The following is a 12833-nucleotide window of genomic DNA, read 5'->3' on the forward strand; positions in this document are numbered from 1 at the left end:
GTGGCCGACGAGACGCCACCGATCGGCACCCAGGTAGCGGCGCTGGCGGCTGCCGATCCCGATGCGCCCGCGATCACCTGCTCGGGCCAGATGCTGACCCGCCGTGAACTCGAGACGTCAAGCAACCGGCTGGCGCGTGCGTTCGCCGAGCGCGGTGTGGGCGTCGGCGACTACGTGACGATCGTGCTGCCCAACTCGATCCAGTGGGCGCAGTCCGTACTGGCCGCATGGAAGCTCGGCGCGACGCCCACGCCGCTGTCGGCGCGGCTGCCCGACGCCGAACTCGAGGCACTGCTGGATCTGCGCCCGCAGGCACTCATCGTCGGCCGCGCTGATCCACGAGGGGAAACACCAAGCGTACCTGCGGGTTTCATGCCGGACCCGGCGCTGTCGGACGCCGCGCTGCCCGAGGTGGTTTCGCCGGTGTGGAAGTCGATGGCTTCGGGCGGCAGCACCGGTCGGCCCAAGCTCATCGAGGCGGGCGGGGACAGCCGGTTTCCGCCTAGGGCCGGGTATCCGCTCGGCGCGCAGGAGGGCGACGTCAACCTGGTGTCGGTTCCGTTGTCGCACAACACCGGTTTCACGACATTCGCCGTCGGGCTGGTGCAGGGCCACCACCTCGTGCTGATGCCGCGCTTCGATCCCCATGAATTTCTATCGCTGGTGACAGAGCACCGGGTCACGTTCCTGGCGACGGTGCCGACGATCATGCAGCGGCTGCTGCCCGTGTACCGCGCGAACCCCGATGCCTACGACCTGTCGTCGATCCGGCGGTTCTGGCACCTCGCCGCCCCGTGCCCGCCCGCGATCAAACAGGCCTGGATCGAGTTGGTCGGGCCCGAAAAGGTCTGGGAGCTCTACGGCGGCACCGAACTTCAGGCGCTGACGTTCATCTCCGGAGATCAGTGGTTGAGCCATCCCGGCTCGGTGGGCGTCGTCGTCGCCGGTGAGATGAAGGTGCTCGACGACGACGGCAACGAATGCCCGCCCGGCGTCAGCGGTGAAATCTACATGCGGCCGGCGCCGGGCAGCCCGCCGACCTACCGCTACATCGGTTCGACCGCGAAGAGCCGCGACGGCTGGGACTCGCTCGGCGACCTCGGCTACTTCGATGCCGACGGCTTCCTCTATCTCAACGACCGACGCGTCGACATGTTCACCGTTGGCGGCCGCAACGTGTATCCCGCGGAAATCGAATCAGCGCTGTGCGAGCATCCGGATGTGTTGTCGTGTCTGGTCGTCGGGGTGCCCGACGACGACATGGGCCAAGTGCCCTATGCGATCGTGCAGGCCGACGGGCTCGACGAGGCCGCCGCCGTTGCCTTCCTCGCTGACCGCATCGCCGGCTACAAGGTGCCGCGCACGGTCGAGTTCACCGACACGCCGCTGCGCGACGACGCGGGCAAGGCACGGCGGTCGGCTGTGCGCGACGACGTCATCGCGAGGCTGGCTCGGGCGCACTCCTGACGGCACGTCAGCGGCTAGGGCAGATCGAGAGTCACTCCAGGAGACTGCGCGGATTCATGCAGTTCTAACTTGTTCGGTAAGACACCGAATGGCACGTCGAACAAGAGGTAGACAAGCGACTGGCTTCCGGGCTCTACCGTTACCGCCTTGTGGCCCGGGAACTTCACGTCCATCGTGTTCGTGTCCGGGGTTATGTCCTGTCCTCCCGGCTCTTTCAGCTTCTGGTCTTCCGCACGAAAGGTCTGTGCGCCGTCACCGACGTTTTTGGCGGTTACCGGTATGAGCACCCAGGTGCCCTGAGGCGCGCGCGTGTGATCAGGGTCCACCCAATCGCGTTCCACCCGGTCGAGCGTGAACACGAGGTCGCCGTCCTGGGTGCCGTTAGCCGACTCGGCGGATGACTGCGGCGAAGCGGGCGGCTGACCAGAGTTCTCCTCGGTACCTCCCGAGCCGCACGCGGCAATGACCGCTGCGGTGGCGGCTGCCCCGCACACGGTGGCGATACGGGCTTTGAAAATGTTGCTCTCCCTCCGCTGCCCGACCGTCCTTCTTGACGCGACACACGCCAGCATTACAGGTCGATGGTGATCGCGTCTCGGCATTCGGCAGTTAGCTGAGCCGCTCGACCGCGAAGGCCGTCAGGAAGCCGAGGGTGGTGATCAGCCCGGTCAGAATGTGGGTCTCCGAGAACGCCTCGGGCACCATCGTGTCGGCGATCATCGCCAGGATCGCGCCAGCGGCGATCGCCGTGATCACGGCGATCAGGAACGGCGACGCATCGTCCAACAGCAGGTAGCCCAACATCGCAGCCAAGCCGCTGAGCACCGCTATCCCGATCCAGACGGCGAACACATAGCGAGCGCGGCGGTTGGCCTCCTTCATGCCCGCGGCGCTCGAAAGCCCTTCGGGCAGATTGGAGATGAAGACCGCTGCCAGTACGGGGACGCCGACACCGTGCCCGCCGATCAGCGATACTCCAAGCACGACGGACTCCGGCACTCCGTCGAGTAGGGCGCCGACGGCGATCGCCGTCCCGCTGCCATCCTGCTGCTCCTCGGTGGGCTGATGGCCGTGCGAACGCTTGCGATGTTGAGCGCCGTAGCGGGCGAGCACCGCGTTGGCCGACACATATGCTGCCGCACCGCCGAGGAACCCGATTGCCACAGCGAGGATTCCGCCTGACTGCTCGGCTTCGTCGACCAGGTCGAACGCCAGTGCGGAAATCAACACGCCCGCGCCGAACGCCATCACCGATGCAACCACTCGAGCGGGCACGTGTGCCACCCAGGCGATGACTGCGCCCACCACCAGCGCGCCGCCGGCGACGAGGCCCCACCATCCCGCTTCCAGCCAGCCAGGCACAGTTATCTGTACCCGGTGCCCATGCGCTCAACCGCTTGTGACGGCACTATCCAACGGCGGAGCAGGCTCGGCGGGGCTGCTGCGGCGATACTCCCAGCGCCGCAGGGCAACCCGGCACGGCGACTCCACCAGTGCATAGCTGACCGCTGCGATCGCGAAGCCGATCATTACCGTCAGCACCAGCACCACCGGCATGTGCCCGTTGAATGCGAACTCACCGATGATGGGGAACACCATCCACAGCGCCGCGAGGTGCCAGATGAACAACCCGTAGGACCACCGTCCCAACGTCACCATCGTGGTGCTGCCCAGGAGCCGGTGCGGGGTGTCGGGCGCGTCGAGTACCAGCGGGGCGATCAGCGCCCCCGAAAGCACCGCGCCCATCGCAACCTTGACGATGAACTGGTGCGCCGTGCCCGGCGTCAGGCCCTCGGGGCCCGCCAACGGCGAGGCCGCCACCAGGAACGCGGCCGCCGCGACGACCGCCATCACGATCCGCCTCCTCGCCAGCCGGTGCGGCAGCCCGACCGGGGTCACCGTCAGTTCGGCCAGCAACATGCCCGCGACGAACCACGACAGGAAGGCGGGCGGCCAGTTCACCGAACTAACACCCACCGGCGTGTGGAAAGGGATCAGCGCCCAGCCGAGGCTCAGCACGCCTGCGGCGGCGAGCACAGGAATCCGTGCCCGCACCGGTACCCGGCGCACCAGCAGCGCGAACACGGGTAGCGCGATGTAGAAGCTCACCTCGACGGCCAGGCTCCACATCTGGGTCAGTCCGGCGGTCAGCGTCAGCGGCACATAGATCTGGGTCAGCGACAGGTTGGCCAGCCAGACCGTCAGATCGGCCTTGGCGTCGGGCAGCAGGGTCAGGATCACCACGACTGCCACCAGGTAGGCGGGCATGATGCGGACCAGCCGGGACCGCAGATAGTGCCCGGTGGCCGGAACCTGCCGCAGGCCGCGGGCCGCTGCGGCGTGGCCGCGCCACAGGAGGAAACCCGACAGCGCGAAGAACACCGCGACGGCCAGGTCGAACCTACCGAACAGCCGTCCCGCCACCCCGCCGGTGTGGCCGGTCTGGAACGCGACGTGCGTGATGACGACGCCGACGGCAGCGCAGGCGCGCATGCCCTCGACGGGGGGCAGGAAGCCGCGGGTACCTCCGACTCCCGCAGACCGCACTTCCGACGCCACCACAGCGACCAGTGTGCCGGGCGCGGAAGCCGTCGTAGTAAGTGAGGGCCTTAGTCTGTGCTGTTAGGGTCGCTAGCCATTGGGATCGCCCAAACCGACGGAGCCGGGTGGCCGGCGACATCAAACCAGGAGCCGGATGGCCGGCGACATCAGCCCAGGGAGGAACGGTTTGAATCGCGCAGTGGCGTTGCGTATCGCGGCATGCGGGATCTTGGGGCTGGGCGCTGCCCTGTTGATCGCCGCGCTGCTGCTCATGACATACACCAAGAGCAAGATCACCAAGATTCCGTTGGACTTGGACGCCACGCTGGTCAGCGACGGAACGGGGACGGCTTTCGACCCGGCGTCGTTGTCGGCTCCGAAGTTCGAGGTGAGCAAGAACTCCCCGGTGTCTCAGCAGCAGCAGATCAGCGTCGAGGCGCCGTCCAACGCCGACGTCGTAACCCTTCAGGTGGGAACAACGCTGCGACGCTCCGACAAGCAACAGGACAACGGCCTGTTGCTGGCTCTGGTCGACACCGTCACCCTTGACCGCAAGACCGCGATGGCAGTGTCCAGCGAGAGCAATCCCGGTGGCGCCGTACAGAAGCCGCGCACGATGGAGGACGACCAGCCGCCGACCAACATCGCGCTGCCGCACGACGGGCTGGCGTATCGCTTCCCGTTCGACACCGAGAAGAAGACGTACCCGTTCTTCGACCCGATAGCCCAGAAGGCGTTCGACGCCAACTACGACGGTGAGGAAGACGTCAACGGACTGACCACCTACCGGTTCACTCAGAACGTCGGCTACGACGCCGGCGGCAAGCTCGCCGAGCCGGTGAAGTACGCCTCGCTGTACGACGACGACGAGGACAGCCAGGTGACCGCCCCAGCGGGGATGTGGGGCGTGCCCGGTGCGCCCGAGGAACCGATCACGATGACCCGCTTCTACGCCGCCCAGCGCACGTTCTGGGTCGACCCGGTGTCGGGCACCATCGTCAAGACGAAGGAACGGGCCAACCAGTACTTCGCGCGCGAGGCGCTGCGGCCCGAGGTGACGTTCGTCGACTACACCGTCACCTCGAACGAGGAGACGGTCGAGTCCCAGATCGCCGCCGCCCGCGATGAGCGGGACCGGGTGGCCCTGTGGGGACGAATCCTGCCGATCACTTTCACCGCGATCGGACTGGTCTCGCTGATCGGCGGCGCGCTGTTGGGTTCGTTCAGCATGCGTGCGGAGTCCGCGCTGATCGATCCCGGTCTCGACGAGGCCGATCACGGCTTCTTCGACACCCAGGGCATCAAGGTGCCGGGCGCCGAGGCGAAGACCGAGAAGATGCAGCTCCCGACGCAGCGGCCCAGACAGCCACCGGACCGATAAGTCGTCATCTCGCCAGGTTCTGGGCGCCGGCCTATGCGCTGGCGCTCTCTCTCGTGGTGACCGCGCCGCTGCTGGCACCCGGCTATCTGCTGCTCCGCGATGCCGTCTCCACCCCGCGGTCCTACCTGTCCGATGCGGCACTCGGCCTTTCGGACGCTGCGCCGCGAGCCCTTCCGCAGGATTTCGCGGTGGCGCTGGCTTCGCACGTGCTTGACGGCGGTGTCGTGGTGAAGGTGCTGTTGATCGCCGGGCTCTGGCTTGCGGGCTGGGGCAGCGCCCGGCTCGCCGCTGCGGTGCTGCCTGCCTCGGGGGCGGGGGGCCTGGGGGCACCTCCCGCTTGCGGGGGATTCGTCGCGGCGACGCTGGCGGTGTGGAATCCCTATGTCGCCGAACGCCTTCTGCAGGGGCACTGGAGCCTGTTGGTCGGCTACGGGTGTCTGCCGTGGGTGGCGGCGACGGTGCTGCGGATGCGGTCGGAGCGCACGACGCCGCTGTGGCTGGAGATCGCCGCGCTAGCCTTCTTCACCGCGCTGGCCGGGCTGACTCCGACGGGCCTGTTGCTTGCCGCGACGGTGGCGTTGGTCTGCTCGCTGGCGCCAGGCTCCGGGCGGCCGCGCAAGCTGTGCGCGATCCTCGCGGTCGGCGCGGCGGTGCTCGGGGCGCTGCCATGGTTGACGGCCGCGGCGGTGTCGGGCTCGCTGTCATCGTCACAGGCCGAGGGCGTCGGCGCTTTCGCCGCACGGGCCGAGCCCGGCCTGGCCACCATCGGCAGCCTGGCCAGCCTGGGCGGGATCTGGAACAGTGAGGCCGTACCCGCCTCCCGCACAACGCTTTTCGCGGTAGTCGCCGCTGTCGTTCTGCTGGCTGTGGTTGTCGCCGGGCTGCCGGTCGTCGCGCGGGTGCCCGCCGCGGTTCCGCTGATCGTCCTTGCCGCCGTCGCCGTCGTGGTGCCGACGCTGATGGCGACAGGTCCCGGTCTGGCAGCCGTGGAGTCGATGGTCCGGGCCCTGCCGGGTCTCGGGCTGGTGCGCGACGCGCAGAAGTGGGTGGCGTTGGCCGTGCCTGCCTACACGCTCGCCGCCGCGGGCTCGGTGGTGACGCTGCGACGGTGGGTGCCCGGGTTCGCCGCCGCGGCGGTGTGCGCGCTGGCTTTGATAGCGACACTGCCCGATCTTGCGTGGGGGGTGGGCGGCAAGGTCGTCGCGGTGCGATACCCACCGGGGTGGGCGGCAGCGGCGGCAGCGATCAATGCCGATCCGCGTCCGGTCGCCGTGGTGCCTGCGGCCAGCATGCGCCAGTTCGACTGGGCGGGCGACGCGCCCGTGTTGGATCCGCTGCCGCGCTGGGTCCGCGCCGACGTGTTCACGACCGGCGACCTGATGATCTCGGGCCGGCTGGTGCCCGGCGAGGGCGGCAAGTCCCGTGATGTCGAACGACTGTTGGCGACGGGCGCCGATCGCGATGCCCTCGCCCGTGCGGGCGTGGGCTGGCTGGTTGTCGAAACCGGCGACGACGTCACGGTCACCCGGATCGGCGGCGACCTGCCCGCCGCGTCGCACCGCGGGTTGATGTTGCTGACCCACGGGGTGTGGCTGGCGATGCTGGTCGGCGGAGGGGCGTTGGTGCTGGTCGGACGGTTGCGTAGACGGGTGGGGTAGCCGACTACGCTAGTGACCCTTTTCACAGGGCAGAACCATGGTCTTCATGATCATTCCCAGCGTTTTCGAAGCGGAGTTGCCGGCCGTCGACTACGAACTGGCGTCCAGCCCCGACGAGGCTCACCGAAATCTCCGCAAGGCCCTCGAGCAGGGGCCAATCGCCATGGGCGCGCACGGTCCCGAGATCCTCAGCCACGAGCTGGTACGCGCGACGCTGCGCGATCCGCGGTTCCAGGTGCCGAGGGGACTGGGTCTCGAGGCGCAGGGCATCACATCCGGCCCGCTGTGGCAGCGCGCCACGACCAGCCTGCTGGCGATGAACGGCGAGGACCACACACGGCTGCGCCGCCTGGTCTCCAAGGCGTTCACCCCGCGGTCGGTCGCACGCCTCGACGGCATCATCGTCGACGTCATCACGGGGCTGATCGAGCCGCTGGCGGCGAGTGGGCGATGCGAGATCGTCGCGGACGTCGCGCGGCCCTACCCGGTACCGATCATCTCTGCCCTGCTCGGCGCGCCCCGTGACGATTGGCGGCTGTTCTCCGACTGGGCCGACGATTTCTTCAAGCTGTTCAGCTGGCAGGTCGCCGAGTACGAGAATGACATCCTCACGGCATGGGGAGAACTCGACGACTACATCGACGGCATGGTCGCCACCCGGCGCGCATCGCTCACCGAAGACCTGATTTCGGAGCTGATCCGTGCCGAGGACGACGGCGATAGGCTGACGATCAGTGAACTCAGGATGCTCGCCGCAGGCATTCTGATGGCAGGCACTGACACGACGCGCAATCAGGTCGCCGCGGCGGTCGACGTGTTCTGCGACTATCCCGAGCAGTGGGAGCTGCTGGCGCAGCGGCCGGAGCTGGCGATGAAGGCGGTGGAAGAGGTAATGCGCTTCTGCCCAGTCATTTTCGGTGCCCTACGGATGACGACGCAGGACGTCGAGATCGCGGGCGTGATGATTCCCGCGGACACGTTCGTCATGTGCAATACGGCCGCGGCCAATCACGACCCCGACGTCTACGTCGAGCCGGACCGCTTCGACATCACCCGCGAGGACGCGCCGCCGATGCAGACCTTCGGCGCAGGCGCGCACTACTGCCTCGGCGCCAACCTGGCCAGGCGCGAGATGGCCGAGGCGCTGCGGGTGATGTCGAGTCGGATGCACAATCTGCGGCGCGACGGCATCCCGGGATGGAAGCCGATGGTCGGGATCAGCGGACCGACAACACTTCCGGTCGCCTTCGACGCCGCCTAGCCTGCAGTCGAAATCAGACCGCTGACCCGCTTGCCGGCGAGCAACGAGTCCAGCACCGTGCGCATCGCATCGGCACTCTGGCGCCAGGAGAACTCGCCGCTACGGGTCTGCGCCTTGCCGCCGAGCTGATCGCGCAATACCGGATCGGTCAGCAGCCGCTCGAGGCCCACCACCAGTTCGTCCTGGTCGTCGACCAGCAGGCCGGTCACGCCGTCGACGATCGAGTCGGTCAGCCCGCCGGAGCACCGGTAGCCGATCGTCGGCACGCCATGCTGTGCGGCTTCGGTGACAGCGAGACCCCAACCCTCCTTACGCGACGGCAGCACATGCACCCAACTACGCTGCAGCACTTCGTGTTTGACGGCATCACCGACATGGCCGTGGAACGTCACCGCGTCGGAGACACCGAGCAGCCGCGCGTGGTCGACGAGGCGATCGTGCCACCAGCCGCCACCGACGATGTCGAGATGCAGACCGGGCATCCTCGGCCGCAGCTCGGCGACCGCATCGAGCGCGTGCTCGATCTGCTTGTGCGGCACCAGCCTGCTGAGCACGGCGATGCGCGGGTGTTCGGCGCGCGGCAGCTCGAGCGTCTGCGCCGGCGCCTCGTCGAGCCCGTTGCGAACCACTGCGATGTGCGCGGCGTCCACGCCGAGGTCGGTGAGATCCCGCGCCGAGGGAAGGGACACGGTGACGTACTGGTTACGCCGGTGCAGCCATGGCGACAGCCGCGACTCGACGAACCAGCCGAAGCGGCCCTTCCATCGGCCTGCCACTGGCCAGAGTTCGCGGTGGCAGTGGTGCACGAGCACGACGACTCGGCGGCCGTAGGCAAGGCGGGCCAGGAAGGGCAGGCCGTTCTGGGTGTCGATGACCACGTCCGGGCGCACCCGTCGCAGCGGTCCGAGCCCGAACCGGGCGGCCACCATCGCAAGCCCGGCCCAGATGTAGATGGAGTAGGCGCCGCCTGCGCGGTCGATACGCACACCGTCGACGACCTGGCGGCGGGCCGAGCCTCGATAGCGCGCGGTCCGCAACGTCACGTCGACACCCGATGCGGCCAGCTGCGCGCCGATGCGCTGCAGGTATGCCTCGCTGCCGCCGCCCTGCGGATGGCCGGTATCCCGCCAGCACAGCAGGAGCACGGAGCGTACGGGGCGGCCAGACATCCGTGCCAGCGTAACCGCTGCATAGGGTCGGCATTGATGTCGTCTCCTCACGCAAGCGTTCGTCGGATGTCCGCCACCGACGTCTTCGCCAGGCGGGCGACGCTGTCCCGCTCGGTGCGGCTGCTGTCGCAGTTCCGCTTCGAGCGCAGCGATCCGACCCGGTTCTACACCGCACTCGCCAAGGACACTGCCGCGATGGTCGGCGACCTGTGGCTGGCGACTCACCGGGAGTCCCGTGCGGGCCTGGTCCTGCTCGACGTGGGCGGGGGGCCCGGCTACTTTGCGACGGCGTTCGAGGACGCGGGGTTCGTCTACGTCGGCGTTGAACCCGACCCTGCGGAGATGCACAGCGGGCCCGCGACGGGCGGCACCGCCACCTACGTGCGCGCATCCGGCATGGCGTTGCCGTTCGCCGACGCCAGCGTGGACATCTGCCTGTCGTCGAATGTCGCCGAACATGTGCCGGAGCCGTGGCGGCTGGCCAGGGAGATGCTTCGGGTCACCAAGCCGGGCGGTCTGGCCGTGCTGTCCTACACGGTGTGGCTCGGCCCGTTCGGCGGGCACGAGATGGGGTTGACCCACTACCTCGGCGGCGCCCGCGCCGCAGCCCGCTACACCCGCAAACACGGCCATCCGGCGAAGAACAACTACGGCTCGTCACTGTTCGCCGTCTCGGCCGCGGACGGCATCGACTTCGGCGAGGGCACAGGTGCTCTGGTCGCCGCATTTCCCCGCTACCACCCCAGATGGGCCTGGTGGATGGCCAAGGTCCCGCTGCTGCGGGAGTTTCTGGTGAGCAACCTGGTGCTCGTCCTTCGTCCGTCGTGATCACTCGACTGAAACATGTTCTCGTTTTGCCCGATGGTGGGTAGGGTGGCGCCATGACTCAGAGCACTGCCTTCAAGACCGAGTGGGACAAGCTGTTCATCGGCGGCAAGTGGACCGAACCCGCCACGGCCGATGTCATCGAAGTGCACTCGCCCGCCACCGGCGAGCTCGTCGGCAAGGTTCCGCTCGCGAGCAAGGCCGACGTCGACGCCGCATGCGCGGCCGCCAGGAAGGCCTTCGACGAGGGTCCGTGGCCACACATGTCGCCTCACGAGCGGGCCGCTGTGCTCGGCGCCGCGGTGAAGCTGATGGAGGAGCGCGCCGACGAACTGAAGTTCCTGCTGGCCGCCGAGACGGGTCAGCCGCCGACCATCGTCGACATGATGCAGTACGGCGCGGCGATGGCGGCGTTCCAGTACTACACCGGCGCCGCCGACAAGTTCACCTGGCGCGACTTCCGGGAGGGCGTCTACGGGGAGACGATGGTGCTGCGAGAGCCGATCGGCGTCGTCGCCGCCGTCACGGCGTGGAACGTGCCGTTCTTCCTTGCGGCCAACAAGCTGGGCCCGGCGCTGGTCGCGGGCTGCACGATCGTGGTGAAGCCGGCCGCAGAGACGCCGCTGTCGTTGTTCGCGATGGCCGACATCTTCGCCGAGGCCGGGCTGCCCGAAGGCGTGCTGTCCGTCGTGCCTGGCGGACCGGAGACCGGCCGCGCGCTGACCGCCAACCCGGAAATCGACAAGTTCACGTTCACCGGTTCGAGCGCGGTGGGCAAGGAGATCGGCAAGCTGGCCGCCGAGAAGCTCAAGCCGTGCTCGCTGGAGCTCGGCGGCAAGTCGGCGGCAATCATCCTCGAGGACGCCGACCTGGACTCGACGCTCCCGATGCTGGCGTTCTCCGGATTCATGAACTCCGGTCAGGCCTGCGTAGCCCAGACCCGAATTCTGGCGCCGCGGTCACGCTACGACGAGGTCGTCGAGAAGATCAGCGCCGCGGCGGCCGGAATGCCGGTCGGACTACCCGACGATGCCGGTGCCATGATCGGCCCGCTGATCTCCGAAAAGCAGCGCGAGCGCGTCGAGGGCTACATCCGCAAGGGTGTCGAGGAAGGTGCGCGGCTGGTCGCTGGCGGCGGCCGACCCGAGGGCCTGGACAGCGGATGGTTCGTGCAGCCAACGGTTTTCGCCGACGTCGACAACTCGATGACCATCGCCCAGGAGGAGATCTTCGGCCCGGTGCTGGCGGTCATTCCCTACGACACCGAGGACGACGCGGTGCGTATCGCCAACGACTCACCGTATGGCCTCGCGGGCAGCGTGTTCACCACCGACAACGAGAAGGCGATGAAGATCGCGTCGAAGATCCGCACCGGCACCTACGCCGTGAACATGTACGCGTTCGACCCCGGCGCGCCGTTCGGTGGCTACAAGAACTCGGGCATCGGCCGCGAAAACGGGCCGGAGGGTATCGAGCAGTACACCCAAGCCAAGAGCGTGCTGCTGCCGTTCGGCTATAAGCCCGAGTAGCAGCTCGCACCACGCCGCCTTCCGAGGTGAGATCATTCGCTGATGGACAAGGACGACCTCGAGGCGTGCATAGCTGACCTGGAGGGTCGGGCACCGGATCCCGTCGGCGACCCCGGCGAAGAGAGGGCAATCAGGCCCGCGGTCAACGCGTACTGGATGCCTGTTGCCATCGGGGTCCTCACCCTGGTCGGGTATTCGCTGACACGGCTGGAGCGCTACTTCCCCGCGCTGAACGACCCCGCGCCGTCATGCGTGGGACTGCTCTTCTTGATCGCACCGTTCGCCGCGGTTGCCGTTTACTTCGTGGTGCGGTGGAGGCGGAAGTAGTTGGGCCGTCGCGTCTTAGAACGGCGCGGTGTCACGCCGGTTGAGTTCGCGTTCGGCCTTGATGACCGCGGCGAGATCGGCGGCTCGGGTGCGTTTTCGACGCGGCATCATCAGCCCGCGACCTTCGGCGTTCGGTGGTGGGTGCTTGGCGGGTGCAGGTAGTTCGGCGGTGGTGACGTTCCAGTTCGGGTAAAACAGCCGGCTACCGGGATGGGTGTTGTAAGTCCTGCCGCTGGGACCGGTCCAGATCAATGTCGCGTCGGGAAGCTGTTTATCAGCCCAGCCACCGATGCCGGTCCAGAACGTTTTCATCAGGTGGTGTCTGCGGCATTTGCAGGTCAGGTTCGACGGGTGGGTGGGTCCCCAGGGCCACGGCCGGGTGTGGTCGATGTCACAGCGGTCAGCGGACACCGGGCAACCGGGGAAGCGGCAGAACAGGTCCCGCACCCGGACGAACTCGGCCAACTCAGGTGAGGGCCGATAATGCGGCTCAGGCTCGGTGTCGGCCATGCGGATCGGGGTGATCTTCGCGCCGTTGCGGATCGCCTCGACCAACAGCGGCTGGGCTATGGCGCCGCGGCCCAGCAGCAGCGCCGGCGACCCCGACGGCGTCGCGGGCTTCCGCACACCGTTTCCAGCCGCGGCGTCGGCGGTGGCCTCGGCAACGGCGGCGTC

Annotated in this window: 12 protein-coding genes; 7 read left to right on the forward strand and 5 right to left on the reverse strand. The window is 68.0% G+C overall.

Going from position 1 to position 12833, the window contains the following annotated elements; translation table 11 throughout:
- Window positions 1-1467 carry an AMP-binding protein gene (locus QOJ24_RS14660; protein ID WP_526262357.1) on the forward strand — a complete coding sequence of 489 codons (1467 nt, stop codon included), beginning with the start codon at window positions 1-3 and terminating at the stop codon, window positions 1465-1467.
- A 14-nt stretch (window positions 1468-1481) separates the two neighbouring features.
- Here QOJ24_RS14660 and QOJ24_RS14665 read toward each other — a convergent pair whose 3' ends face one another.
- The 3 genes from QOJ24_RS14665 to QOJ24_RS14675 are packed head-to-tail and all read right to left on the reverse strand — an operon-like array spanning window position 1482 to window position 3960.
- Window positions 1482-2039 carry a DUF4352 domain-containing protein gene (locus tag QOJ24_RS14665; RefSeq protein WP_526262359.1) on the reverse strand — a complete coding sequence of 186 codons (558 nt, stop codon included), beginning with the start codon at window positions 2037-2039 and terminating at the stop codon, window positions 1482-1484.
- Window positions 2040-2076: 37 nt separating this feature from the next.
- Window positions 2077-2829: a ZIP family metal transporter gene (locus QOJ24_RS14670; protein WP_526262361.1), complete on the reverse strand. Its 753-nt coding sequence runs from the start codon at window positions 2827-2829 to the stop codon at window positions 2077-2079.
- 27 nt (window positions 2830-2856) lie between these two features.
- Window positions 2857-3960, reverse strand: coding sequence for an acyltransferase family protein (locus tag QOJ24_RS14675; protein ID WP_526262387.1), 1104 nt, complete (start codon window positions 3958-3960; stop codon window positions 2857-2859).
- A 235-nt stretch (window positions 3961-4195) separates the two neighbouring features.
- Between QOJ24_RS14675 and pgfA the strand changes: the two genes are divergently transcribed.
- Genes pgfA through QOJ24_RS14690 form a run of 3 tightly spaced genes read left to right on the forward strand, consistent with a single transcriptional unit; the run spans window position 4196 to window position 8308 of the window.
- Window positions 4196-5389, forward strand: coding sequence for a cell envelope lipid trafficking protein PgfA (gene pgfA, locus QOJ24_RS14680; protein WP_526262363.1), 1194 nt, complete (start codon window positions 4196-4198; stop codon window positions 5387-5389).
- Window positions 5386-7047: an MmpA family trehalose lipid delivery protein gene (locus QOJ24_RS14685; RefSeq protein ID WP_526262389.1), complete on the forward strand. Its 1662-nt coding sequence runs from the start codon at window positions 5386-5388 to the stop codon at window positions 7045-7047. The genes pgfA and QOJ24_RS14685 overlap by 4 nt, the downstream gene beginning before the upstream one ends.
- A 46-nt stretch (window positions 7048-7093) precedes the next feature.
- Complete coding sequence (locus QOJ24_RS14690; protein WP_526262365.1) at window positions 7094-8308, forward strand: cytochrome P450; 1215 nt, start codon at window positions 7094-7096, stop codon at window positions 8306-8308.
- On the opposite strand, the gene QOJ24_RS14695 is transcribed toward QOJ24_RS14690, so the two are convergent.
- A complete protein-coding gene (locus QOJ24_RS14695) occupies window positions 8305-9477 on the reverse strand; it encodes a glycosyltransferase family 4 protein (protein ID WP_526262367.1) in 1173 nt (390 codons plus the stop codon). The two genes, QOJ24_RS14690 and QOJ24_RS14695, sit on opposite strands and share 4 nt — an antisense overlap.
- Before the next feature lie 66 nt (window positions 9478-9543).
- Here QOJ24_RS14695 and QOJ24_RS14700 point away from each other — a divergent pair, with 66 nt between their 5' ends.
- The 3 genes from QOJ24_RS14700 to QOJ24_RS14710 are packed head-to-tail and all read left to right on the forward strand — an operon-like array spanning window position 9544 to window position 12158.
- A complete protein-coding gene (locus QOJ24_RS14700; protein ID WP_526262369.1) occupies window positions 9544-10305 on the forward strand; it encodes a class I SAM-dependent methyltransferase in 762 nt (253 codons plus the stop codon).
- Window positions 10306-10358: 53 nt separating this feature from the next.
- Window positions 10359-11831, forward strand: coding sequence for an aldehyde dehydrogenase (locus QOJ24_RS14705; RefSeq protein ID WP_526262371.1), 1473 nt, complete (start codon window positions 10359-10361; stop codon window positions 11829-11831).
- A 42-nt stretch (window positions 11832-11873) separates the two neighbouring features.
- Entirely contained in the window at window positions 11874-12158 is a 285-nt protein-coding gene (locus QOJ24_RS14710; RefSeq protein WP_526262373.1) for a hypothetical protein, read from the forward strand.
- Window positions 12159-12173: 15 nt separating this feature from the next.
- Here the strand turns inward: QOJ24_RS14710 and QOJ24_RS14715 are convergent.
- Window positions 12174-12833 (reverse strand): HNH endonuclease signature motif containing protein (locus QOJ24_RS14715; RefSeq protein ID WP_526262375.1); only part of this gene is annotated, 660 nt, incomplete at its 5' end.

The sequence above is a fragment of the Mycobacterium sp. genome, assembly GCF_032159775.1.
Classification (GTDB): domain Bacteria; phylum Actinomycetota; class Actinomycetes; order Mycobacteriales; family Mycobacteriaceae; genus Mycobacterium.

Coding starts and splice junctions, on each gene's coding strand:
- QOJ24_RS14665 (WP_526262359.1), bottom strand. CDS start 2,039: ATGCTGGCGTGTGTCGCGTCAAGAAGGACGGTCGGGCAGCGGAGGGAG.
- QOJ24_RS14675 (WP_526262387.1), bottom strand. CDS start 3,960: ATGCGCGCCTGCGCTGCCGTCGGCGTCGTCATCACGCACGTCGCGTTC.
- QOJ24_RS14690 (WP_526262365.1), top strand. CDS start 7,094: ATGATCATTCCCAGCGTTTTCGAAGCGGAGTTGCCGGCCGTCGACTAC.
- QOJ24_RS14695 (WP_526262367.1), bottom strand. CDS start 9,477: ATGTCTGGCCGCCCCGTACGCTCCGTGCTCCTGCTGTGCTGGCGGGAT.
- QOJ24_RS14700 (WP_526262369.1), top strand. CDS start 9,544: ATGTCCGCCACCGACGTCTTCGCCAGGCGGGCGACGCTGTCCCGCTCG.
- QOJ24_RS14705 (WP_526262371.1), top strand. CDS start 10,359: ATGACTCAGAGCACTGCCTTCAAGACCGAGTGGGACAAGCTGTTCATC.
- QOJ24_RS14710 (WP_526262373.1), top strand. CDS start 11,874: ATGGACAAGGACGACCTCGAGGCGTGCATAGCTGACCTGGAGGGTCGG.